The sequence below is a fragment of the Pseudidiomarina insulisalsae genome, assembly GCF_003987065.1.
Classification (GTDB): domain Bacteria; phylum Pseudomonadota; class Gammaproteobacteria; order Enterobacterales; family Alteromonadaceae; genus Pseudidiomarina; species Pseudidiomarina insulisalsae.
The window spans coordinates 78,141-103,560 of record NZ_PIPY01000001.1 but is presented as its reverse complement, the minus strand read 5'-3'; the positions used below and the strand labels follow the sequence as shown (position 1 = coordinate 103,560).

General features: G+C 53.2%; 18 protein-coding genes. 7 read left to right on the top strand and 11 right to left on the bottom strand.

Features of this window, described 5'->3' with window-relative positions; genetic code table 11:
* Positions 1–46 precede the first annotated feature (46 nt).
* The 5 genes from recC to CWI71_RS00435 all read left to right on the top strand — a co-directional run bounded on the left by recC (position 47) and on the right by CWI71_RS00435 (position 12,098).
* The gene (recC, locus tag CWI71_RS00455; RefSeq protein ID WP_126753278.1) at positions 47–3,475 is read left to right on the top strand and encodes an exodeoxyribonuclease V subunit gamma; all 3,429 of its coding nucleotides are present in this window, start codon (positions 47–49) and stop codon (positions 3,473–3,475) included.
* Complete coding sequence (recB, locus tag CWI71_RS00450) at positions 3,472–7,134, top strand: exodeoxyribonuclease V subunit beta (protein WP_126753277.1); 3,663 nt, start codon at positions 3,472–3,474, stop codon at positions 7,132–7,134. The genes recC and recB overlap by 4 nt, the downstream gene beginning before the upstream one ends.
* Entirely contained in the window at positions 7,125–9,056 is a 1,932-nt protein-coding gene (gene recD / locus CWI71_RS00445) for an exodeoxyribonuclease V subunit alpha (RefSeq protein WP_157981028.1), read from the top strand. Before recB ends, recD begins: the two co-directional genes overlap by 10 nt.
* Positions 9,049–9,468 carry an alternative ribosome rescue aminoacyl-tRNA hydrolase ArfB gene (arfB, locus tag CWI71_RS00440; RefSeq protein ID WP_126753275.1) on the top strand — a complete coding sequence of 140 codons (420 nt, stop codon included), beginning with the start codon at positions 9,049–9,051 and terminating at the stop codon, positions 9,466–9,468. The genes recD and arfB overlap by 8 nt, the downstream gene beginning before the upstream one ends.
* Positions 9,469–9,554: 86 nt before the next feature.
* Positions 9,555–12,098, top strand: coding sequence for a penicillin acylase family protein (locus CWI71_RS00435; RefSeq protein ID WP_126753274.1), 2,544 nt, complete (start codon positions 9,555–9,557; stop codon positions 12,096–12,098).
* On the opposite strand, the gene CWI71_RS00430 is transcribed toward CWI71_RS00435, so the two are convergent.
* From CWI71_RS00430 to CWI71_RS00390, 9 genes are all read right to left on the bottom strand, one after another.
* Complete coding sequence (locus CWI71_RS00430) at positions 12,095–13,009, bottom strand: MaoC family dehydratase (protein WP_126753273.1); 915 nt, start codon at positions 13,007–13,009, stop codon at positions 12,095–12,097. The two genes, CWI71_RS00435 and CWI71_RS00430, sit on opposite strands and share 4 nt — an antisense overlap.
* Positions 13,010–13,208: 199 nt before the next feature.
* Positions 13,209–14,849: an FAD-binding oxidoreductase gene (locus CWI71_RS00425; RefSeq protein ID WP_126753272.1), complete on the bottom strand. Its 1,641-nt coding sequence runs from the start codon at positions 14,847–14,849 to the stop codon at positions 13,209–13,211.
* The gene (locus CWI71_RS00420; RefSeq protein WP_126753271.1) at positions 14,846–15,577 is read right to left on the bottom strand and encodes a hypothetical protein; all 732 of its coding nucleotides are present in this window, start codon (positions 15,575–15,577) and stop codon (positions 14,846–14,848) included. The genes CWI71_RS00425 and CWI71_RS00420 overlap by 4 nt, the downstream gene beginning before the upstream one ends.
* Positions 15,578–15,645: 68 nt before the next feature.
* The gene (locus tag CWI71_RS00415) at positions 15,646–18,351 is read right to left on the bottom strand and encodes a TonB-dependent receptor (RefSeq protein ID WP_126753270.1); all 2,706 of its coding nucleotides are present in this window, start codon (positions 18,349–18,351) and stop codon (positions 15,646–15,648) included.
* A gap of 338 nt (positions 18,352–18,689) precedes the next feature.
* Positions 18,690–19,727: a bifunctional glycosyltransferase family 2/GtrA family protein gene (locus tag CWI71_RS00410; RefSeq protein WP_126753269.1), complete on the bottom strand. Its 1,038-nt coding sequence runs from the start codon at positions 19,725–19,727 to the stop codon at positions 18,690–18,692.
* 10 nt (positions 19,728–19,737) lie between these two features.
* Positions 19,738–20,766, bottom strand: coding sequence for a DUF3667 domain-containing protein (locus CWI71_RS00405; RefSeq protein ID WP_126753268.1), 1,029 nt, complete (start codon positions 20,764–20,766; stop codon positions 19,738–19,740).
* A 74-nt stretch (positions 20,767–20,840) separates the two neighbouring features.
* Positions 20,841–21,095: a hypothetical protein gene (locus tag CWI71_RS00400; protein WP_126753267.1), complete on the bottom strand. Its 255-nt coding sequence runs from the start codon at positions 21,093–21,095 to the stop codon at positions 20,841–20,843.
* Positions 21,062–21,460: a hypothetical protein gene (locus CWI71_RS00395; RefSeq protein ID WP_126753266.1), complete on the bottom strand. Its 399-nt coding sequence runs from the start codon at positions 21,458–21,460 to the stop codon at positions 21,062–21,064. Before CWI71_RS00395 ends, CWI71_RS00400 begins: the two co-directional genes overlap by 34 nt.
* Before the next feature lie 112 nt (positions 21,461–21,572).
* Entirely contained in the window at positions 21,573–21,869 is a 297-nt protein-coding gene (locus CWI71_RS00390; protein WP_126753265.1) for a hypothetical protein, read from the bottom strand.
* Between the two features lie 184 nt (positions 21,870–22,053).
* Here CWI71_RS00390 and CWI71_RS00385 point away from each other — a divergent pair, with 184 nt between their 5' ends.
* Positions 22,054–22,608 (top strand): WYL domain-containing protein, encoded by a 555-nt coding sequence (locus tag CWI71_RS00385; protein WP_157981027.1) that lies wholly within the window; start codon positions 22,054–22,056, stop codon positions 22,606–22,608.
* Between the two features lie 7 nt (positions 22,609–22,615).
* Here CWI71_RS00385 and CWI71_RS00380 read toward each other — a convergent pair whose 3' ends face one another.
* A complete protein-coding gene (locus CWI71_RS00380; RefSeq protein ID WP_126753263.1) occupies positions 22,616–23,083 on the bottom strand; it encodes a methylated-DNA--[protein]-cysteine S-methyltransferase in 468 nt (155 codons plus the stop codon).
* 87 nt (positions 23,084–23,170) lie between these two features.
* On the opposite strand from CWI71_RS00380, the gene CWI71_RS00375 reads away from it, so the two are divergent.
* A complete protein-coding gene (locus CWI71_RS00375; RefSeq protein WP_126753262.1) occupies positions 23,171–24,376 on the top strand; it encodes an Nramp family divalent metal transporter in 1,206 nt (401 codons plus the stop codon).
* Between the two features lies 1 nt (position 24,377).
* Here CWI71_RS00375 and CWI71_RS00370 read toward each other — a convergent pair whose 3' ends face one another.
* Positions 24,378–25,358 (bottom strand): hypothetical protein, encoded by a 981-nt coding sequence (locus tag CWI71_RS00370; protein ID WP_126753261.1) that lies wholly within the window; start codon positions 25,356–25,358, stop codon positions 24,378–24,380.
* Positions 25,359–25,420 lie beyond the last annotated feature (62 nt).

Sequence of the window (25,420 nt, the reverse complement as noted above, 5' to 3'; positions counted from 1 at the left end):
CTGCATGTTTGGGTAGGATGAACCGCATGCAAGGAGAGGATAGCAAATGAGTGAACAACGCGCAGGATTAATCGTCGCCCACAGCCATAAGTTAGAGGAACTGACGCAACTGGTTGTCGAGATCACACGGATTGCACCTCTTGATCCCCTTGATGCCGAATGTGTGCTGGTGCAGTCCAATGGTATCGCGCAGTGGCTGAAACGGCATTGGGCCGAGGCGCTGGGTATTGCCACCATGGTTGACGTGACGTTACCAGCGCGCTTTCAATGGCAGGCGTACCGGGCGGTATTAGGCCACGACCTGCCGCGTCACTCACCGTTTGATAAAGATCGGCTGACCTGGCGCCTGTTACGACTGCTCCCCCCTATGCTAAGCCGACCGGAGTTTGCAGCACTGGCAAACTATATGCGTGACGACAGCGATCAACGTAAGCTCTATCAGTTATGTGAGCGCCTGGCTGACTTATATGATCAGTATCAGATGTATCGCGCCGACTGGTTAGCAGACTGGGCGGCGGGTACCGCCACTGCAGCTGATGCCGACAGTATCTGGCAGGTGTTGTTATGGCAGGAAATCTGTCGTGATGTCGGCGACCAGGGCTTAAGCGACCGGGCACAGTTACATCGACGCTTTATCGCACGCGCGCAGACCCTTCGTCACGCTGAACGTCCGGCGGGACTACCGGCGCGAATCATTGTCTTTGGTATCTCAAGCCTGCCGCAACAAATGATTGAAGTGCTGAACGCGCTGGCACATTGCAGTCAGGTGATTTTATGCGTCCATAACCCCTGCCAGCATTTCTGGGTGGACAGCATTTCCGGGCGTGATGAATTACGCGAGATTAAGCGCAAACGACAACGCCGGAAACCCGGCCAGGCTGAGCTTGAGCTGGCGAATTTACATACCGAGACCCATCCACTGCTGGCATCCTGGGGCAAACAGGGCGGTGACTATATTCGCATGCTCGACGCTTATGATGCGACGCAGGAACATGTCGGGCGCTACGGCGATCTTCATTTTGATCTGTTTGACGAAACAGGAACGCCAGACACGGCGTTGAACCAGTTACAGTCTGACATTCTGCATCTGCGCAGCATTAGTGAGGCGCGTCCGTTTTGGCAGCAACATCAGGATGATTCACTTAAATTTGTCAGTTGTCATAGCCCACAACGCGAAGTGGAAGTATTACATGACCAGCTACTGGAGCTATTTAGCCGCCATCAGGATTTGCAGCCCAGTGATATTATTGTCATGGTGCCTGACATTGACCATTACGCGCCTCATATTCAGGCAGTTTTCGGTCGCTACCCAGCCACGGATCCGCGCCGCATTCCCTTCACCATCGCCGACCAGGGCGTGCGTCATCGTCACCCGATTTTACTGGCACTGGAGTACGCGCTGAAACTTAGTGTCGAGCGGGCCACCGCCAGTGAATTACTCGATATTGTGCAGGTGCGCGCGGTACAAGAACGGTTTGCGCTGAGCGCTGATGATGTTGAGCAGTTACAGTTGTGGCTGCAGGAAGCGGGGGTACGCTGGGCATTGCACGGTGAGCATCGTGAACAGTTAGGCTTACCGGCAGCACAGGGTCGTAACAGCTGGTGGTTCGGGTTGCGCCGTATGCTGCTCGGCTATGCCGTTGGACAAGTCGAACAGGCTGAAAGTGACTGGTTAGGCGATGAACCTTATCCGGAAGTCGGTGGCCTGGCCGCCAATGCCGCTGGCGGTTTGCATCAGCTGGTAAAGGTGTTGGATGGGGTGTTTCAGCACAGCCGGCAAAGTTATACGCCAGCGCAATGGAACGACTACCTTACTGCACTTGTAGAGGAGCTGTTCGCTGCCGACGATGATGACGACGCCTGGGTTGTGAGCCGCTTAAAAAGCCAACTTGCCAACTGGGTTGACGCCGTAGAAGCCGCGAACTATGACCAGAAGGTACCGCTTACGGTAGTACTCGAGAGCTGGTTATCGAAAGTTGACGAGCATCAGCTGAATCAACGTTTTCTGGCCGGTAGCGTAAACTTTGCCACCTTAATGCCAATGCGCGCGATTCCTTTTAAAGGCGTATTTCTACTGGGCATGAATGACGGCGACTATCCGCGCCAACGTAAACCTTTTGATTTTGACCTGATGGCCTTTGACCGCCGTCCTGGCGACCGTTCGCGCCGCGAAGATGATCGTTATCTGTTTTTAGAGGCGCTGTTATCGGCACGGCAATGGTTTTATCTGAGCTGGTGCGGTCGCAGCATTAAAGACAATACTGAAAAACCTCCGTCCGTTTTAGTCAGTCAGTTACGCGATCACTTACTGCAGTTAGGTTATAAAGCAGAAGTTCAGGAGCATTTTTTGCAGCCATTTAACCCGGCGTACTTTACCGACCAGGCCGCGGGAGACGATTATTTTAGTTACGCGCACGAATGGCATGCACTGCACCTGGGTGCCCCGACGGCCGCCGTGCCTTCCGAAAGCTTACCGACCTGGCTGCCTGACGGGCCAGTAAGTCTGCGTCAGCTGCAGAACTTTTTTATTGAGCCGGCGCGCTGGCTGATGAACCAGCGCTTTCAATGTTACTTGCCTGACACGCGTGTTGATAATCACGATGAAGAAACCTTTGCCCTCGACGGTTTGGTGCGCTGGCAGCTGCTGGAGCGTCTCAGTGCGTCGCTGCTGCAGTGTGTCGATGCCGGTGACGATGCCTTGCAGTGGCAGGAGCAAATGATGGCTTTGCTGGGGCAAATGCAACGTCAGGGCCAGCTGAGTGCGGGGGCGGCGGGTCTGGATCAGCAGCAACAGCTGCTACTTGACGGGCAGGCTTTATGGGAACACATGCAACCGCACGTGTTGGCCTATCCACAGGTACAGCCACCGCTGGCGTTACAATTTGGTGCCGACAGTGGCTTAAGGGTGCAGGACGCTGTTAACGGCGTGCGCAGCAATGCGGTGGGGGAACATGTGCGGATTCAGCTGTCAGCGTCGCGCCTGATCGATAAAAGAGGCAAGGCGCGTTATGAGAAACTCGCTGGCAGTTGGTTGGAACATTTACTGCTGAATACTCAGATGAGCTGTCGCACGGTGTTGATTAGCGCTGAAGGTCAGCTCAGTCTGCCGGCCCTCGCCCGTGAGCAGGCCAGCGCTGATCTGGAGCGCCTACTCAGTTGGGCAGAAACAGGACTTCGCGAGCCCTTGCCATGGCATTATGAACTGGTTCTTGCTGGATGGCGCGAGTCGCTAAAAAATGGGCCGAGAGAGTTTATTGCCAGTGAAGCCTATGCGTTTATGAATGATGCAGCCCGGCAGTCCTATGATGAAGGTAACAGCCGTGCAGGACACCCGCCACTGCGCCGTAAAGCGCGCTATCTGGCGCGTTTTTATCCGGACTATGGCAGCTTGCCGGATACTCCCCGCAGTGTGCAGTTCGTCACCGAAGTGTACCGGCCTCTGTTACTGGCTCTGGCTCAGGAGGAACAAGAATGACTGCTCCGCAACAACTGCAGCCGTTAAATTTTCCGCTGCGTAACAGCCATCTGATCGAGGCAAGCGCGGGTACCGGGAAAACCTATACCATTGCCGCCCTGTACTTACGTTTAGTGCTGGGTCACGACCCACAGGATGAGGGGCAGCAGGAGGCGGGCCGACGCATGAAGTCGCCGCCGGAGATTCTGGTCGTGACCTTCACCGATGCGGCGACCGAAGAGCTTCGTGATCGTATTCGCGCCCGGCTTACTGAAGCCGCAGCGTTCTTCCGTAGCGAGACGGATGCTGAGGATCAACTGCTAAGCGGCCTGCGCGCTGCCTATGCGCCAGCGGACTGGCCGGCGCAGGCCCGAATTCTTGAGCTGGCTGCACAGCAAATGGATGAAGCAGCGGTATCGACCATTCATGGCTGGTGTAATCGCATGTTAAGTGAGCATGCCTTTGCCAGTGGTAGCTTGTTTACCCAAACGCTCAACACCGATAACAGTCTGCTATGGCAGCAGGCAGCGCAGGATTACTGGCGCACCTTTATTGCCAGCCTGAGCAATGCTGAGCTGGATAAATTTAGTCTCCTGACGCGTATTTTCAAAACCCCTGATGCCATTGTTGCCCGTTGCCGCGAGCTGCAACATGTGCGTGCTCAGGGTGATCCACAAGGTCTCACGATTATCGATAGCTACCTGCAGGCGAAGCGCGAACTACAGGAGCAGTTTCATGATCCTCACACCTGGCGGGCAGCCCTTGAGGATTTCCAGCAGCACTTTGTCGCGCAAATAGGTGACAGCGTAAAAGTGGATGGCCGCAAGTTACGGCGTGATCACTTAAACGGCTGGTTAGCAAAAATTGCCGAATGGATAACCGAACTCGAAGCGCCGGAACATCAGGCGCCATTGTTTCCGGAACTCACCAGTAGCGCACAAGCACGCCTGACGCCAGAAGGGCTGCATGCTGTTTGTAAAACACCGCTGCAGCCGGAGCATTTGCAACTACCGCAGTTACTGGCAGAGCTTGCGCAGACCATCGCGGCGTTACCTGATCCTGAGCCGGCGGTGCTGCGTCATGCGGCAAACTGGCTGCAGTTGCGCTTCCGACTGTTACAACAGCAGCGGGCCGAGATTGGCTTTGATGATATGTTGACGCGCTTGCGCGACGCCCTACGCGAAGACGATGGTCGTCTGGCTGCGCAGTTACGTCAGCAGTTTCCGATTGCGATGATTGATGAGTTTCAGGACACCGATCCGGTTCAATATGAGATTTTCGATCGCATTTATCAGATTGACGCAACGCCGGAGGGGACCGCGATTTTTCTTATCGGCGACCCGAAGCAGGCGATCTATTCGTTTCGTAACGCCGATATATTCACATATTTGCAAGCGCGGCGGGCCACGACTGGCCGCCATCATACGCTGGGAACTAACTTTCGATCGACCACACAGATGGTCAATAGTATCAATGAGCTGTTTTCCCGGGCTGAAGAGAGTCCGCAGGGCGCTTTTCGCTTTAAAAAGCCCGACGGCAGTAACGAAATGCCGTTTTACCGGGTCGCCGCAAATGGTCTGAAAAAAGAGTTCGTGGTACAGGGTGACCGCCAAAAAGCCTTGGGAATTCTGAATCTAAGCGGCATGACGGGGAATAATGCCGAGCTCGATAATGCCATTTCTGAGGCTTTTGCAGAATACATCGTGACCCTGTTGAACGACAGTGAAACAGGTTTTCTAACCCGCGACAGCGGTGAACTACAGCGGGTGCAACCGCAGGACATCGCAATACTGGTCAGTACCGGTTATCAGGCGCAGTTGGTCCGCCAAGCGCTGCGCAAACGTCAGTTACGCAGCGTCTATTTGTCCGAGCGGGATTCCGTTTTTGCCGGTCGCGTGGCGCTGGAACTTTACACACTCTTAAACGCCTGTGCGTATCCCCGGGACCCCCGGCGCTTACGAGGTGTTCTGGGCTGCGAGCTATTAGGTCTCAACCTTGCCGAAATCGAGCAGATCAATGCTGATGAATTACGCTGGGACGAGTTTGCGGTGCGTTTTAGCGACTATCATGAGACCTGGCAACGGCGTGGGGTGCTGGCTATGTTGCAGCAGTTACTGCACGACTTCGGCGTGCCCGCACGCTTGCTGAGCCAAGACCACGGCGAGCGTGAACTGACTGACCTGCTGCACCTGGCGGAATTGTTGCAGCAACAGGCGCAGCATGTCGAGGGCGTGCATGGTTTATTACGGTTTTTGTTGGAGCATATCGACCAGGCACAGCAGGATAATAATCGCGCCAGTAACGCCGAGCTGCAGGTACGCCTGGAGAGTGATGCGGAGCTCATTCAGGTGGTCACCATTCACAAATCGAAAGGCCTGCAATATCCGCTGGTATTTTTGCCGTTTGTCAGTCGTGGCCGTGACGACAGCCGCATGCAGTTCCCGCAGCGCTACCATGACGCTGAGGGGAAGCTGGCGATAGTGTTTGATAAAGACGATGAAGAAGCAGTTGCGCGGGTAAAAGAGGAAGCTTTTGCCGAGGAATTGCGCAAGCTGTATGTAGCCACTACGCGGGCACAATACGCAACGTTTATCGCGGTGGCGGGGTACAACAAACTGGCAAACTCAGCACTGCATTATTTGTTTAGTGATGGCGCAGAGGACAACGCAACGCCTGATTTCTCACTTGGCGAATACAGTTGCGATTTGCCTGCCGTTGCCGAAGCATTGAGCCACTACCGGCCACCGATGACCACCGGGCAGAGTTTCGACTACCGGACCTTACCTGCTGGCTTCGGCTTTAAGCCTTGGTGGATGGCCAGCTACAGTGCGCTGCGCTACGGCGAATGGGTTGCCGAGGAAGCGCCGCAAGAAGCGAATCTCAAAGAAGGGCGCCATGACGCACCGCCAGAATTACCGCAGCAACCGGTGGCAGATTCGATTCATGGCTTTCCGCGCGGCGCAGAGGCTGGCACCTTTTTGCACGAACTGCTTGAAAATGCCGCAACAGAAGGGTTTGGCCGGGTAGGCCAAAGTGCAGTCCAGTGCCAGGCCTGGTTAAACGAGCAGTTGCGCCACAGCAGCGATGAGATGCAACAGCAGGCGCTGCATAACTGGTTATACGACTATCTGCACACCCCGTTTAGTTTGGGCGACGACAGTGTCGCGGTGAAGCTGGCTGAGCTGCAACGGTACCAGGCTGAGCCAGAGTTCTGGTTCCCTGCGCGTGAAGTAAGTGCCGCGCAGCTCGATGCGCTGGTGTGCCAGTACGTGCTGCCGGATAAATCGCGGCCGCGGGTACTGGAACGCGAGCTTAACGGCATGCTCAAAGGCTTCATTGATCTGGTATTTGAATGGCGGGGCACCTATTACGTGGCCGATTATAAATCAAACTATCTGGGCCCTGATGCAAGCGCTTATACCAGCGAGGCGATGGAGCACAAGATCCTGGAAAGCCGCTACGACTTACAGTTTGTGCTTTATACCCTGGCCTTGCATAAACTGTTGAAGTCACGTCTGGGTAAAGCGTACGACTACGATCAGCATGTGGGGGGAAGTCTTTACCTGTTTCTGCGCGGTTATCAGGCGCAGAGCAAAGGCGCGTTTTATTACCGGCCGCCCCGCGAACTGATTGAGCGACTGGAGGAATGCTTCGCCGGACAGGAGGTCCTATGCAGTTGATGACGATTTTGCGCACCTGGTATGCGCATAAATGGTTGCGCGCCATTGATCTGAGTCTGGCCCAGTATGTGCTTGAGAAATTGGGCGAATCGGCAGAGGAGGTCGCATTTTTTGCTGCGCTGGCCAGTCACCAGCTCGGCCACGGCCATCCTTGTCTCGACTTACAGCATCTGCGTCGCAATGCCAACGCTGTGCTGCAACTACCACCGGAGCATGCCTCGCATGAAAGTCGTCACGCCTGTCTCTCTGCTGAGCAAGCGCTGGCACTGATAACCAACGACTGGCCCGAGTTATTGGCGGCCTCAGCGGCTGTCAATGTGGCAAGTTCACCCATGGTTCTAAGCGCAAACCGACGGCTTTACTTGCGTCGTTACTGGCGCTATGAGCAGATCATCAGGCACGACTTACTGGCGCGCTGCCAGAATATTACCGCGCTTGACCCGGTAGTTCTGAAGCAGACCCTTGATGCACTTTTTGGGAGTAGCAGCCAACTGAGCTGGCAGCGAGTGGCGTGTGCAATGGCGGCGCGCAGTGGCTTTACCATTATTACCGGGGGGCCGGGCACCGGGAAAACTTATACGGTGGTGCGACTATTAGCTACCTTGCAACAACATCGCGAACAACAGACACCACTGCGTATTCGCCTGGCAGCGCCAACTGGTAAGGCTGCAGCCCGAATGACCAGCTCTATTGAAAAAGAATTACAGAACTTGCCCGAGGATCTGGTTGACACTATCACTGAACGGCAAGCGGTAACCTTGCACCGTTTGCTTGGCAGCTCAGGGCACAGCCGGGAATTCCGGCATAATCGACGTAACCCATTGCTGGCTGATGTGGTTATTGTTGATGAAGCATCGATGGTTGATATTGAAATGATGGCGGCACTGACACAAGCGCTGGCGCCCGCAACCAGACTTATTCTTCTCGGCGATAAAGACCAGTTGGCCTCGGTAGAAGCGGGCGCGGTATTGGGTCAGTTATGTGAAGGCGCAGAGCAGGGCCACTATCAGCGGGAATTAGCCGATTGGCTGGCGCAATCACACGGTATTCCGTTACCCGAGGACTCTATTGATGACGCCGGCGCCGCACGCTGGCCCTACTTGCAGCATACCGTTATGTTGCATGAGAGCCGTCGCTTTGACGCGGAGCGGGGCATCGGTAAGCTGGCGCATGAAATTAACGCGCAGCAGACGCAATGGCTCGAACGCTGGTTAGCGGATGCCCGGGGTATGGCGGCAGAAAACCCTGCTCTGGCCAATATAAATGCTATGTCGATTAACAGCAGTGGTTCCCGCAGATTCCGCGAGCTGGTAAGTGAAGGCTACGGCCCGCTGTTGCAATTGCTGGCACAGGGGCCCGGAACCGACGTTGATGTTTGGGGTGAACAGTTGCTGCAGCAACTGGAGCGCTTTCAGGTTTTGGCTGCAGTACGTAGCGGCGATTGGGGTGTCGAGCGGCTGAATCAGCTCATCACGCTCTGGTTGTTCGGCGACACCGTCAGTGCCGATAAATGGTTTGCCGGACGCGCGGTGATGATTACTCAGAACGATTACAGTGTGGACTTGCGTAATGGCGATATTGGCCTGGCGGTTCAGCTCGATCCGCAGCAACCGCTACGGGTTCTGTTCCGTGGTAGCAATGGTCGCCTGCGCTGGCTGTTACCGTCACGTCTGACACATCTGGAAACCGCATTCGCGATGACGATTCATAAGTCGCAGGGCTCGGAATTCAGCCATACTGTGGTAGTGCTGCCGGAGCACGACTCGCCGATTCTGACCAAAGAATTGCTCTATACTGGTATTACCCGTGCCAGCGAGCAACTCACACTGGTGTATCGCTCGGCCGAGCGCGTCATTGCGGCGACGCAACGGAGGATTGAACGCAGCGGCGGGCTGACAATAGCAGAGGAGCGTCATGAGTGAGATTCAAATTTCGCAGCGTGTGAGTATTCCTGAAACGGAAATTGAGTGGCAGTTTATTCGCTCCAGCGGTGCCGGCGGCCAGAATGTGAATAAGGTGGCTACCGCCGCGCAACTGATCTTCGATATTTCCGCTTCATCTTTGCCCGATTTTTATAAACAGCGTCTGCTGGCGAAGCGTGATCATCGCATTACACCAAGTGGCAAAATTATTATTAAGTCGCAGGCCACCCGTAGTCAGGCCCAAAATCGCGAGCTGGCAGTGCAGCAGTTCGTTGAGCTGGTCGCAAGTGTGAACCGGGTCGAGAAACGGCGGATCCCCACCAAGCCAAGTAAAGCCAGTCAGAGGCGGCGCGTCGAGAAAAAGAAAAAACGCGGCGATATCAAATCAATGCGACAAAAGCCGTTAGTCTAAATGTCCTTGCGACTAAGGGCGAGTGCGGCCATACTTGAGCAATAAAAAAGCAAAACATAAAAACAACACAAAACAGGTAAAACACCATGGCAGAACAACGATTTAAGCCGCGGCTACTGGCGCTACTGGCGCTACTGGTAGCTACAGGCACTCTTACGCTGGTTGGTTGCGGCGACGGCTACGATCCGGATCCGGTCGAGGACGTCGTCATTACCAACCCTGAACCGGCCGGTTTAGTTGCCTTCGCGCCTGATGGCGAGCTAAGTGCCGACGTCACCTGGACCGACTACGGCGTACCCTATGTTACCGCTGACAATCTCGAAAGCCTGGGTTTTGGTGTCGGCTATTCATTCGCACGTGACAATATTTGCATTCTGGCCGATCAGATCATCAAGTTTAACTCGCAGCGCGCGATGTATTTCGGCCCTGACCGTGTTCCCGGCAGTGGTGACTCGGACAATATCCTCAATGACTTTGGTTATCTTGCGTTGGGTATCCGCGATAATGCCGAACAAGGCTTTGATCAGATAAGCGAAGAATCGCAAGCATTAATCACCGGCTACGCCGCGGGTTACAACAAATACCTTGCTGATACCGGCGTCGATAATATTGCGCCGGCATGCGCTGGCCAGCCCTGGGTACAGCCTGTTACGCCTATTGATCTCATGACCTATGCGCAGGGCGTCGCCTTATTGCCCGGCGCCGCTAACTTCACTGGCCCGTTATTCCTCGCCATTCCGCCAAATCAAGCCAGCGCAGCAATCAATAAAGAAACGGGCGAAGCCATGTCAGCGGCACCTGTGGCTGCGTTGCATGCTGAGGTCCCCGACACCAACCCAACGGAGTCCGGCTCGAATGGCTGGGCGATTGGCAGAGACTTAAGTGCCACCGGGCAAGGCATGCTGATTGCCAACCCGCATTTCCCGCATACGGGTAATCAACGCTTCTGGCAGTTCGGTATTGAGATTCCGGGTGAGCTGAAAGTCGTGGGTGGTTCATTGTCGGGCATGCCTGGTATCGTCAACATTGGTTTCAATGAAGATGTTGCCTGGACGCATACTTTCTCTACCGCTTCACGCTTTACGATTCATCGGCTGACGCTCGATACCAGTGACGCCAGCGGCACCACCTATATGCTTGACGGAGAGCCGGTTGCAATGAGCAAGCAAGCGCATGAAATTCAGGTCGCCACCGGCCCGGGCACCTTCATGACCTTACAACGCTCCAGTTATCACAGTGAGTTTGGCCCCATTATTGTCATTCCAAATGGCTTGCCGTGGGGCACCGACCCGGTGACAGGTCAGCAAGTTGCCTACGCATTGCATGACGCCAACCTGCCCAATTATGATTTATTTGATCACTGGCTGGGCATGAATCTGGCGGATGGCATTGATAGCTATAAGCAGACCTTTGTCGATAACACCGGCACCGTTTTTAATAACGCGATGGCAGTCGATCGCGAGGGCAACGCATTTTTCACTGATGGCTCATCAGTGCCCAACATCGTTCCCGAGGCGTTAGCCGCGTGGAGTCAGAATGCGCTTTATCAGGGCCTGTCACAGCAAGCAGGGCTCTTTATCTTCCCGGGAGACGATAGCTTATATCTGCCGCAGGGAACTGTCCCCTTCGCCCAAGCACCGCAGCTTGAGCGCAATGACTTCGTCCAAAACTCGAATGACAGCTACTGGCTGACCAATCCGGCTGCGCCGATTACAGGGGTTTCACCGTTGTGGGGACCGGTCGGTAATCAGCAATCGTTCCGTTCACGTCTGGGCCAGAAAATGCTGGCCGAAGGTGGCTCAGTGGATGGCAAGTTCACCCGTGCCGACCTGGTTGATCGTTTGATCAATAATCGTACCTGGTTATCTGAAGAGCTATTGGCCGATCTGGTCGCTCACTGTCAGGCACAGGGAACGACGCCGGTCATGAGCGCAAGCGGCAACAGCATCGACATCTCCACGAGCTGTGCGGCGTTGGCCCAGTTTGACGGACGCATGAATCTGAACAGTACAGGCGCCATGACGTTCCGCGAATTTGCGACGGAGTTCCGTCGTAACCCGCAGTGGGCAGTGGCATTCGATCCGGCGCAGCCATTAACAACACCGAATACCATGGTGGCGAACGACGTTGTGTTGCAGCAACTAGCCACTGCGCAGGAGCGTATTGAAAATGCCGGACTGGCGGTCGACGCCACGTTAGCTGAAGTGCAGTTCGTTGAGCGCAGTCTTCCAAACGGTATGCCATCGGGTCAGAAGCTGCCGTGGGGCGGGGCCAATAATATTGAAGGAGGCTTTAATGTCTTCCGTAGTAATATGGGTAATGACGGTACTTTATTACCGCGTCATACTTACCCATTGCTGCCAGGCTCTGACTTAAGCGCGACTGCTGGCGGTTATCATATTACTTATGGTTCCAGCTGGATGTTTGCGATGGAATTTACCGAAGAGGGTCCGGTCGCCAATGGCTTGCTTACCTACTCGCAAGCCTCTGACAGCGACTCTGATCATTATCTGGATCAAACCTTGTTGTACTCGTCAGAGCCGCAATTACGTCCGTTACATTTTAACAATGACGATATTGCCAGTGCCGCAGCAGAGCAGGTAACCCTGACAGGAGAGAGCGTGCGTTAAGCGCGCTCTTTATTTGCGACAAGCGTATAACTTCCTTCCAGGCGCTGCAGGAAATCCTCAGCGCCACATACCTGATAACTGCCGCAATGCTCGTCACCTTGTTGCCACAAACCAATGGTTGCAGGCAAGGGCACCGGGCGCTTGAAGGTAACATCAATGCGTGCTACCGGGCGTTGATAGCGGCTTTCAATTTCGGCCTGAGCGCGGCCTGCCATATACATTCCGTGAATAATGGGTTGCTCAAAACCAAACCAGCGTGACAACAGCGGATGCAAATGAATCGGATTAAAATCGCCGGACAGGCGTGCGTAGTCACGGCCGCTGGCGGTCGTTAATGACCATTGCCCGATTTCCTGCCAGTCATTTGCCGGAGCTTGCCCCTGTTTTTTCTCGCGAGACGTCGTCGCTTTACCACTACTCTTGGGCATGACCTGATATTCGCTTGTGCAGGTGACGACCTTGTCTTCGTCTTGATAAAACTCAACAGTGAACAAAGGTCTTAGTCGCCGTGGCGATACTTTCGGTCCGCGGGCGGGAAGTTGGATGCTGGCTTTGATATGAAAGCGCTGCTCAAGCTGAATCGGCGCATGCTGTTCCAGTTCGTTACGGACATGTACCAGACCCGGCGCGGGCCAGGGGAATTCATCGCCGAGCATCTGCGCCAGATGAACCCGTTGCGCAAGGCAATACATCAGCGTCAGTGGTACTTCGCTCACGAAGCCGTCAAAGGCGTTTTTGTAACGCGCCACCTGCGTTTGGGTGAGGCCCGGTGCGGTAAACTCGTCGCGAAGTTCGCAGGCCGCTGCTTCAGCCTGATCATTACGGGCTACAGTAAACAACGAACGGAAAAACATGCCTGGTAGCTTTGGTAGCGGTACTGAATGTTCCATAGGCGGCTGAACGTCCTGCATAAAGGTTCCTGTCGTGATGAGTAGCTACTATAACATAATTTTGACTTTTACGTGTATTGCTAAGTAGCGTCATAGCTATCATTAGTATACATGGAATTGAAAATGGGAAGGACAAACCACTTAATCGGCGTAGTAAGGTGGGGGATTTAAGCGCCTGAAGTGACTCAGGCGCTTATTTTTGCGTGCTTATCTTTGCGAGTTAAATACCAAAGTCGTCAAAGCGGATGTTATCGCGGGGTACGCCTGCTTTTGCAAGCATTGCCATCGTCGCCTTGAGCATGGGCGGTGGGCCGCAGACATAAACATCCAGCGTTTGCACATCCTGCGTTGCTAACCACTGTTCTGCGACCGTGTGCACAAAGCCTACGGGTCCGGTCCAGTTGTCACCGGCAGCAGGTTCAGAAAGCACCGGCGTGTAATCTACCGCCTCAGCAACGCTGAATTCACCGGTATAACATAGCTCGTTACTGTTACGTGCACCGTAAAAGAAAACACAGTCGCGTGGTTGCGACGCATCGAGTTCCGCCTGGATAAGCGCGCGCAAGGGCGCTATACCGGCACCACCACCAATAAACACTTGCTTACGTTGTGGTTGTGAACTCAGTACAAAGTCACCAAACGGACCTATGGCCTCTACCTGATCGCCGGGCTGCAGTTGACACAGGAAAGTTGAGCCTACTCCCGGTGGCAAATCGGCCGTGGGCGCTGGCATATGGCGAACGGTAAATACCAGTTGATTACTACCTGGCTTGGTCGCCATGGAATAATGGCGGGTCAGTGCTGCTTCCTTGTGCGGAATTTTGAACTGCATAAACTGACCTGCGGCATAGTCGATGGCGCGCTCAGCGGTAAACGTCAACTCGGTAAGACTCGGTGTCAGATCGCGTTTGTTTACTAAGGTTAGCTGATGGGTTGCAACATCTGCGTTGGCCAGCTCTACTTCGTCCTGCGGCCGTACCCGGTGCTGACAGGCCAGACGCAGACCGCCCTGAACTTCCGCTGCGCTCAACATCGACCGTTCTGCCGGTGTTATTGCCGGAATTTGGTCACCGGTAAAAGTGACTTTGCATAAGCCGCAGGTGCCGCCGCCGCCACAGCTACTGGCGATAGGTTGCTGGTCGCGCTGTAACTGCTCAAGCCAGGTTGGCTTGCGTCGTGGGTTAAAGTCACCTTGGGCAATATTACGCAGTAACAGGATCAAGCCGGATAATGAGAACCAGAGCGCGAACAGGCCGGCACTCCAGATCAACAAGTGATTAAAACTACGCTCACCACTGTAATCCATGAAATGCAAGCGGAACGCCCAATCAGCAATGACCCACAGGGTATTTCGGTGTTCAATAATTTGACCGGAGTCGGCGTCAACGTACACGCGGGTATTCAGATCATCAGCAAAATCGACACGAAAACCATTGCCCTGCCAGTCAATGACTTCATCAGTGCTGGTAATGGCAGTGACGTCGGTGACCTCGCCAGGCCCATTATAACTCGCCTCTGCCAGGCGCGTGGCCAGCTCAGTATCGGTTTGCCAGATGTGGCCATCGCGCGCGTTCAGATAAACCCAGTTATCTTCTTGCTTGATTTGATACTGTGGTTGCCCAAGCACGCTGCGGAGTACGATGGAATCAGCATCAGGATAGCTCTTACGAACATTTTCCAGTGGCCAGACCGGGGCTGTTTTTTCTAATATTGGCGGGTGGACATGGCGCATGTATTGATGCCCTGACATGCCGTGGTGGCCCATAAGACTGAATACCGCAGCGCTAATAATCCATAGCAGTACCTGAATAATCAGAATCAGGCTGACCCAACGGTGCAACCATTGCATAAAGCGCATCATACTGCACCTCCTTGCGGCTTACGTTTAAAGCTAATGGTATATACCAGCAGTACCGCTCCGGTGATCATCAGAATAAAGGTGCCGATAATGAAGGCTTGTAACCACCAGCTCTCAATGTCGACACGATCTTCATAATCCATAATGTGAATCATCCAGAAAATGTCGAAGCCGCGCCAAAACGTATGGCGCTTGACCAGCATTTCGCCTGTGGTTTCGGACAGATACAGGCTTGTATTGCCAAAGTCATCAAAGTTAACCTGCCAGATGGGTAACAGTGCCGGGTTGAGTTCAGTGGGCGGATTCTCGGTGAGGTACACCACCGAGCTTATTTGCGGGTCGGGCAGCGCATAATAGCGCTTGGCGAGTGCTTCAATGGCCGCCTCGTCGAGCTGCACGGTTGTGAGCGTCGTAGCATTTAGCAGCATTTCGCCCTGATGCCCGTCAAGCTTGTACACTGCTTGTTGCTGGCCGTTCAGCCATAGTGTTTCCAGCGTCAGGCTTTGCGTGTGCGGGTAAGCGGCGAGAACCTCGTCGACTGGCGCGACCTGAATATTCGCCGGAACCGGCTGCGTGATTTCCTGCACCAGATGGTCACCGTGAATATAGTCGAGATCGAAAAAGACCATGTAGGCGCCACTGATGCTCCACAGCACCATTTGGATACCAAAGATAAGTGAAAGCCAGCGATGCCAGACTCGCCAGCGGCTTGAACGCGTTACCTGCGTCATGAGTTACCTCAAAATGTCTCAGAATAATGATGTTGCCACCCCGGTCGAGGTGGCAACGGGCAGGTACTTTAGAAGCTATACCGGACTTTCAGGTAAAGCTGACGACCTAGTAAATCATACGTCATAGTATCGGTGTTTGCATCGGTCCAGCTCTGAATGTAAGGCGGCTCCTTGTCGAACAAATTATTCGCACCCGCAGTGATGCTGAAGTTATTGTTCAGGAAGTAAGTACCTTGCAGGTTGTGATAGAACACGCTTGGAGCATGGTCGCCAATATCACCAGGTGATGCGTTGATATCGTCAGCGCGGCCGATGTACTGCACGCCGTAATGCACGCGCCAGGCGTCTTTCACAAAGGTCGCGGTCGCGTTCGAACGCAAATTGGTATAACTACCACGGCCGCCAGTAATGTACCCTGCATATTCAATTTCAGGCGCACCGGCAAACGGTGCAAAGGTATATTCATCGAGATAGCTCATGTTCCACGAGAAGTCACTCTCCCAGCCGCTCAGGTTGGTTTTGTAGAACACTGCCAGGTCGACACCTGACACTTTCTCTGTTGCCGCATTCGTAGGCTGGGCAGAGAGGAAGTTAATGTCGCCAGTCAGCGAGTCACGGGTAAAGTGCTCATCACTACAGAACGGATGCGAAAGGTTTTCCGAGTTGTAGCAAGCAGCCAGCTTGGTAGAACCTGGAATGGTCTGAATAGCATCTTCAATATCAATATTGAAGTAGTCCATGGTGATTTGCAGGTTTTCAACAGCATTCACGTCCCAGACAAAGCCAGCAGTAAAGGTTTCGGCATCTTCAGGTTTCAGATCCGGGTTACCACCGACTGTGGTCAGTACGGTTGCGCCGAACTGGGTGTAACCTGCTGGTACACCGTCGGCCTGACAGTTTGCTGCCACGGTTGGATCAGCGCCAGGCTGGTCCCATCCATCACAAGGATCCGTGGTGGTCAGGTTACCTTCCGCAACGCCGCCGAATAATTCAGGAATATTCGGAATACGGAAGGCCGTCGACTGTGTTGCACGAACTTTAAAGCTATCGTTAATGCGCCATTGCAAGCCAACTTTGTAGTTGCCGTCGCTACCGAAGCTATCGTAGTCGCTGTAACGATAGGCAAGCTCCAGCGTCAGATCTTTGGCAAAGTCCTGATTGCGCAACAGTGGAATTGCGGTTTCAGCATAAACTTCATCGACTGTGTAGTTACCCTCGATCGGTTCTGCCTGATTGGTATTCATGATACCAGCCGCGATAGAAGAATCGGGATGGCGCCAGCCTTTTTCTTTACGGTGTTCAACACCAACAGCGAACGGAACCCATCCCGCAGGGAGGTCAAATAAGTCGCCGGAAATGTTGGCTGACAGTGAGCGTTGTTCGTTACCGCCATTATCGGTAGTGCGGAACATAATATGGTCGAGCGCCTCTTGCGAGATGCCACCGTAACCTAACAGATCAATGCAGGGTACACCGTTGCTACCACAGTTGTCGGCGTCAAGCCCTTGCTCAAGACGTTCCATGTTGACGATATTGGTCATGCCATCGATAGCGGTATTGCGACCGTAATTGTAAGCCACATCCCATTGCCAGCCATTACTGAAGTAGCCGTTTAAACCAACTACGGTACGGAAGGTATTTACGTCCTGGAAAAAGATCCGCGGACCGCCTTCAAGCAGACGACGACCATCCAGACGAATCGCTTCACCGACCGGATTGGTTGGATGATCAGCGGCAAACTCAATACCGCGTAGCGTCCCCGGAGTTGCTAACTGCTCCGATTGACGATTGTTATATAAAACTTCGGCAAACACTGTTGTGTCGGCGGTTAGCTGATAGTCACCAAAGGTAGAGAAATTCCAGTTGGTGATGGGGTTCACAGCGTTAAGATAGGGGAAGAAGGCGAAATTGTGCTCCGCTGAGCTGTAGGGTTCGTAGAAGTCACCGTCGCCGTTTGGATCCTGATTAAAGTTGATGCGGTCGCCAGCGTTAGGGCCTGTCAGAATAGTGGCACGGCCACCGATGGTGCTGGAGCTACCGAAGCAATCGAGTTGACCTGGGGTCAGCTCACCAAGCGCACAGCCTGCCGCGTCGGCCATATTCAGTTCATCGGAGGAGCGATAACCGACGGTGGCCATCACCCGGCCCTTGTCGCCGCTTGAGCCCATAATCATATTTACATTGCGGTCCTGAGCTTCACCGTCATCGGTCGCACCGGCGCGGGCTTCAATGCTAAAACCTTCGTAACCTTTTTTGGTGATGATGTTGACCACACCGGCTACGGCGTCAGCGCCATAAATAGCGGAGGCGCCATCTTTAAGCACTTCAATCCGCTGAATCACTTCAACGGGAATCATGTTCAGGTCAACGGAACTGTTCGCGCCGGTACCACCGTTCACAATACGGCGCCCATTCAGTAACACCAACGTACGATTAATGCCCAGGCCGCGCAGGTTTACCTGCGCGGTGCCATAGCCATTACCGGTCCAGTAGGCGTTGCTCTGATTACCGGCAAAACCTGCCGAGGCTGACATTTTTTGCAGGATAAGTTCGACCGATGTAACACCCGAGACTTCAATGTCCTCTGCAGTAAAAACCTGAACCGGAGCCGCGCTTTCGGCTTCGGTCCGCTGCAAGCGTGAGCCAGTTACGGTAATGCGTTCATCAGCATTACCTGAAGGTTCTGCGGTTTGCTCCTGCGCATAGGCGACCGTGCCTGGCATTAAAGCCAGTCCGATAGCGGCGGATAATGAAGATAAAACGTATTTTTTCATGTTGTCACCCTGAATAAATTATCGTTATTTTGAGTTGTGTCGATCGATTGTGTTCTGGAGTTGATTTGCTTGTGTATACAACTCAACAATAGCGATTTTTGCCGCACTGTAAAGCATATCAGTTATTAAAGTTGTATAATAAAACGCCAGTTTGACGCGGTCTATGCGGGTTGTATAGGCAAGTTGGAAGGGGGGTGGAGTACCCCCAGTCTACTACGCAACAAGGCCGACAGGAACGAGACTAGCACAGCGCAAAAAAGTTGTGCAAGACCAAAAGGAATAATTTATTCCTGAATATTTATGTAGAAAGTTTGTGTTTTTATTTATGCGAATCGCATTTAAGCGTAGGAACGAAACACCAACCGTTTTTGTAACCGGTAACTCATTAAAAAAACGATGACTTCAGCCACGGGCTTGCCGATAAAAGGAGATACCCCAAGCCACAGTAGCGACTTTGTGAGGACGTAGTTCGCTCCGACTAATGTAGCAGCGAGTAACGTGTACTGACTCGCGTCGCGTACCAATGAGCCGCCTTTACCAAAAACCCACTGGCGGTTGAGACTGAAATTAAAGATACCTGAGCAGACCCGCGCCAAAGCAATCGCCAGAAGGATCTCGCCGGTGAAACCATAGATCAGAGCGAATAAACCATAATCGATGGCAGCGGAGGCAATACCGACACCGGAGAACTTCAGGAACTTCTTGTAGATCAGCAGACTGTCTTGCAGAGGTTTAAAATGACTGGTCTTATTGCCCGGCTCGTAGACGGTCTCAATGGGCACACTGGCAAATTCCAGACCCACTCGTTTCGCGATAATCAGCATATCAAGCTCAAATTCGTAGCGATCACTGCTAACGGTAATCAGTTCTGCAAGAAGGATGCGGGGGATACCGCGCAGGCCTGTCTGGGTATCGGGAATGTTTATTCTCAGCCCTAACCGGAATGATATACGGGCGAAGTTATTGCCCAACCATGAGCGAAACGGAATACCCTGTGCCGAAAAATCACGGCTGCCTAACCACAGAGCGTTGGGCCGCTGTTCAAACGCACGTGCTACGCGCAAAATATCTTGCGGTAAATGCTGGCCGTCGGCGTCAGCGGTAATAACGCCTGTGGCCTCTGGACGCTGTTCAAGTATCCACTGAAAGCCGGTTTTTAAGGCGGCGCCCTTGCCACGATTTTGCGCATGAGTAAGCAGTGTGACTTGCGCAAACTCCGCCAGAATATCAAAAACGCTGGTGGTATCGCTGCCGTCATTAATGACAACAATCGGAGTTTGATCGGGGGCCAGGTCGATCAGGGATCGGATTAAGTCGACGAGGCGCTGATCGGGATTGTAGGCAGGTATAACAATTACAGGTGTTCGATTTGGCAAAATAACTTCTCTATGCGGTCAATATTCCAATAAATAACATGATGACGAAAGCAAAACTCAGTAACACAATGTACGCCAGGCCGGAGAGAGCGAACTTAAACAAAGTCATGGCCCAGCCCTGTCCATAAAATAATTTTTGGGTGAACAGCATATAGCTGACCATCCAGACCAGGAGAATATTTTCAGCCCAGTCGACCGTATCTTCAATCAGTGCACTACCGGTCCATTCGCTGGCCCAGTGTGAGCCCTTGCTCAATACCGTCAGAATCATTAACGATAACAGCAAAAAGGCATGCGTGTGTAGTGCTGCGCTTAAATGTTCTAAATAAAAACGTTTGGAGAAAAGGTAAATGAGTTTTAAAAACAGCGCCCAGAACGGCAACATCAGTAACATCATTTGCGGGGCGAGCGACACCAGTCGTTTAATCAGCACCTTCGGTTCCTGCGCCAGTTCCTGAATACGCTGCTCAATCTGTTGTTCCTGCTCAGGGGTAGCGAAAGGCAAGCTCACTTTTAGATTGCCGAGTGGCGCAGCGGCAACCTCGCTGGCGTCAACGGCTGGCAGCGCGGGCAGTTCCAAAGTTTGATTTGTTGCCTCTTCTGCAGCCTTGAGTCCTGCCTCGGCTTCAGCTCGTTGTTCTGGTGTAAGTTCTGAGTTTAAGGTGCCAACATTATCAAAGTCGATAAGTGTGGTGAGTACTAAAAAAGAAACGAGTGAGATAAAGAAATAAAGTCGTAACGGAGGCACATAGGAGGCATGCCTGCCTCTGACGAATTCCTGGGTGAGAAACGCAGGGCGCATGAACAAGGCCACCAGGGTGCGATAAAAGCGGGAATCCCAATGACTGATCTCCCCCATAAGATCACCGACGACGGCAAAAATACTGCGAATATACTGGCGATCCTGCTGGCCACAAACATGGCAAAACTCACCTATAAGTTCGCTATCGCAGTTTTTACAGCGATGCTGAGAGTCGTTTTGCCGCGGCTCCTGAAGGGGAGGAGCCGCGCTGATAGCTTGTTGGGTAGCCTGTGTCATTGCCGCTATTTCTAATTATTTTAGTGCTGACAGTGTAGCCTAAGTTATTTGCCATGCACAAAAAAAACAACAGGCTAGTTAGCGTCGACAAACAGCTCCAGGAATTTCAGGGCCAGCGGGTTTTTCTCAATATGGGCGCCAGTCAGGCTGTCAACTTCATGACGCAAGCCATCAGTATTGCCAAGCGCGATAAGTGCCAGACCCTCAGATTCTTCCGGTGCATGGCGAAATGGTGTTGCCAGATGCGTCAGTACCGAGGCCGCGCTGGCATCGCGCCAACCTGCCGCTATGTTGTTTAATTGTGCCGGCTCGATAACGTACTTGCGCACCCAGTACGACCAGCTCTGATCGGTATTTTCTTCGACCCAGTTCGAGAGGCGCCCGAATACAATGGGGTTATAAAAAAGCCGATCCCAAGTTCACCCTGGACCTGATTTTGTAACACCTGACGCAGCGTAATGCTCTCGTCACACTTGACCGGGCGAACGACAAAACCGTTGTCGGCACGCATCGCAATTTCGTCGTCCTTTACAATAGCGACGGACAGGCTGGGAATTTTATTTTCAATCCGGAATTCATGCAAAAACGCACGGAATTGTTCAACTTTATGGGCGGGAAGATCGGCAGCCACAGCCGTATTAACAACCGAGAGAGCTAAGGCGAGCACTAAACCAAAAGGCAGCATGCTTTTCATTTGTGAGTACCCTTTTTAGCGAAGTGACTGAGCCCGGAGCTCATCAGTACCCTTACAGTCATTGGGTGCGCTAAAAAAGTTTTCGAACAGCTAAAAAAGCGTCGTGTGTAGCTTAACGGTTGTCGTTATCGCCGTTATCTTTCTTCTTCTTGCCGTCGTCCTTTTTGCCATTGTCTTTCTTAGCTTGCACACCTTCCTGTAAAGCTTTGCGCTGCGCTTCACGTTCGGCTTTCATCGCCTCGTGTTCAGCTTTCATTTTCTCGCGTAGTTCAGCTTTTCGTTCAGCAGCAGTCTTTTTGGCATCTTCAGCCTTTTCCTGGCCCTGTTGTGAATTCTGGTTTTGCGCCATGAGTTGCGCGGGGGCAATCATCAACGCGCCTGTGAGCACTATCAGAGTTAAGCGATTCATCGTCGGTTCCTCGGTTTAAATGTACTATTATTGTATCGTATATGGGCAAGATATGCGCAAAAAACAATGGTTCTGATGAAAGTTTGCGCGAGTTTTACAAAAATGAAATGCTGCGACATAGCATGTCGCACTGGCGGTATAATCTTGCGTTATGCCGACACTGGCCTGGAAAGGGAGTTCAGTCATGCAAACGGTTCTGCGTTATCTGCTGATGTTGCGCCATATACCGAAACAGCCACAGAAGATCGATGTTAGCACCTTACGTGAGCGTCTTTCAGAGCATGGTGTCGATGTCAGTATTCGGACCATACAGCGCAACTTAATTGAGTTGTCTGAGTTTTTCCCGCTAACCACTGATGAACGCACAAAGCCATACGGCTGGAGTCTGCTGGCAGAAGCGCCGCTGCTGCCACTGATCGACATGACCCGGAATAACCGCATGCTTAATGGCGTTAGCAGAAACGGTCTGCCCCCGGGCCCGGCAGTGAACGTAGAGTTGCGCTGCGAGCGCAATCTCAAGCGGCAACTTGAAGCCTATCCGCTCAACACCTCGCAACTACTGGAGCTTGACCATGACGGTGTCACCCTGAGAGCCGAGGCTGAGCTGAGTGAGCACTTGCTGATCTGGATTCTCAGTCATGGTGCGCAGATGGAAGTTAAAGCCCCTGCGGAACTACGTCAGGAAGTTGCGGCACAAGCCAAAGCAATGTACGAGTTTTATTACCTGCGCAACAACTGACACTTTTTTATCCGTGCGCTATCGGCCAGCTTTTCTCATGTCGTAATAGCCACTCTTTCTTATCGATGCCTCCGGCATAGCCGGTAAGTTGTCCATTTGCACCGATCACCCGGTGACAGGGAATAACAATGGCCAACGGGTTTTTACTGTTGGCCATGCCTACTGCCCGTACGCCTTTGGGGTTGGCAATCGACCGGGCAATGTCTGCGTAACTGGTAGTGCTGCCAAAGGGTATGCTGGCAAGGGTCTGCCAGACTTGCTGCTGAAATGCTGTTCCTTGCGGGCGCAAAGGCAAGTCAAATTGCTCTAAAGTACCGGCAAAATAAGACGCCAGTTGTGCGCTGGCGCGTTTTAACACGATATCGCTAGCCTTTTTAGTTAATGGCGCAGAGCAAAATTCAATACGACTAATAGCATCTCCGTCACTGACAATCAGCAGCGGGCCTAACGGGGACTCGATCGTTGCTTGATTCATTGCTTCTCTTTTGATGTTTGCGTAACTTAAGGGGCACCATTTGATTTAGCATATTCTCCGGAAACCGGCCAGCAAAAGGAGCCAGGTGTGCCATTTAAAAAATTTAGTTTTGGCCCGGCGACCCTGGTCGCAGCGGCCTTTATTGGGCCTGGAACCGTTGTCACCGCGAGTCTTGCCGGTGCCAACTTTGGTTACGCGTTGCTGTGGGCGTTAGTCTTCTCCGTTTTGGCAACGATGATTCTGCAGGAAATGGCCGCTCGGCTGGGTGTGATTACACAGGCCGGGTTGGGCGAGGCCATTCGCACACAAATTACGCACCCGTTGCTGCGCGGGTTGGCGAGCGCGCTGGTGATTGCTGCCATTGTCATTGGTAACAGCGTGTATCAGGGAGGCAATCTAAGCGGCGCCAGCATGGGCGTCGAGGGTATCGTTGGTGAGCGCGCCGCGTGGTTACCTTTACTGCTGGGAGTCATTGCCGGCGCTTTATTGTGGCGGGGCAGCTACGCTTTGCTGGAGAAGGTTTTAATCGCCTTGGTACTGGTGATGAGCCTGGCGTTTGTTGCGACCTTGCTATTAGTACAGCCGGACTGGAGTGCGTTTTTCAGCGGTCTGCTGATGCCGCAAATGCCAACCGGCTCGATCTTAACGGTCGTCGCCCTTATTGGTACCACAGTGGTTCCCTATAATCTTTTTTTACATGCCGCCAGCGCCGCGAAAAAGTGGCGCCACAGTCATGAGCTGGCGCAGGCGCGTACCGATCTCTTCGTATCGATTCCCCTCGGTGGGCTTATTTCCATTGCCATCGTATCCACTGCTGCAGCGGCATTTTTTGGCACCTCCATAACGCTGGAAGGAGCCGCCGACTTGAGCGCTTCATTGCAGCCTCTGGCCGGCGAGAGCGCGACCTGGTTGATGGCAACCGGATTATTTGCTGCCGGGCTGTCGTCATCACTCACCGCACCGCTGGCCTCGGCATATGCGCTAAGCGGGATTCTTGGGCGCGGAGGGCAGTTAACCGACTGGCGTTTTCGGCTGACATGGATGGCGATTATCGTGATCGGGGTAGTGATCGCGTCGCTGCAATTACGACCGGTCTCAGTCATTTGGTTTGCTCAGGTGGCCAATGGCTTGCTATTGCCAATTATGGCGTTATTTCTGCTCTGGGCCTGCAATCACCAGATGATGGGCGAGTTTCGCAACTCGCTGCGACAGAATCTGCTGGCAGGAGCTGTCGTAGTGGTCGCTATGGGCTTAGGGGCGCGCAGCATTGGTGCGGCATTACAATGGTGGTGATTCAGTCGCCAAAGTGAAGTTCCAGTTCAATGCCCACCAGCCAACGCGGCTTACGTGTTTCGCTCAGGTACTCGCGGGGCCAGTGCAATCCGATCCAGCTTTCCAGATAAAGCCAGTCGCGGAGAAAACGCGAGCGATGAAGGCCTTTTATACCGTAGTCCTGCATCGGTACCGGGTGTTCGGTCTCGCCGTACCACCATACCTCGCCGCCGAATGCACGCTCATGATGATAAATGTAATAGAGCTTCTCTGAAGCATGCCAGCGGACCCCATCGATACGCTCGGCAAAAGTGCCACGTAGCCAGAATTTGTTAAACCACTTCGCGCTAAGCGCGAAATCGTGTTCAATGGTTTGCGCGACGCCAAAACCATCGCTATCGCGCCAGAAACCCACCGTCTGCAAGTGAATTTCACTGCGCTCATTGATAATTTCATCAAAGCGGTAACGAGCGCGCACATAGGGGTCAAGCTGTAAGCCACCACGAAAACCGGCACCGAATGAAATACTGTGATCGTCTTGCACCAATGGATCAAAGCCCAGCCCAACCATCCACTCTTCGTCGGCCTGCTCACGGCGGATGACTGTAGGGCGTGTGGTTTGCTGGTCGTTGATAAAGTCGTCAAAATCACCACGACCGATAATAGCGGAGAACTTGCGTTCGGCATGAGGCAGGATTACCCGGGCGCGGAAACTTGAGTCGATTTCAACGCCGTCATACTCATCCCACTGTGGGGCAATGGTCAGACTACCGTAAACGTCATCGTACTCAGTGGGATCCACTGCATCGGTAAAAAATGAGTCGAGCCATGCGGCGGTTGCGCTGACGGTCGTGTGAATACCACTACGCACACTGTCAATCAGTTCCTGATCGTCACCGATCGTCTGCGGCTCTTCTTCTTGTTGCGCCCAGACGGGCAGCGGCGCGCCTGCCAGTGCCAGTAGAATACAAATTGTCGCAACGCGATGAGAGACTTGCCACATAGCACGGATTTCCTTGCCCTTTGATTATCAACATACAAGGAAACCGAGCTTTGTGCCAGTTA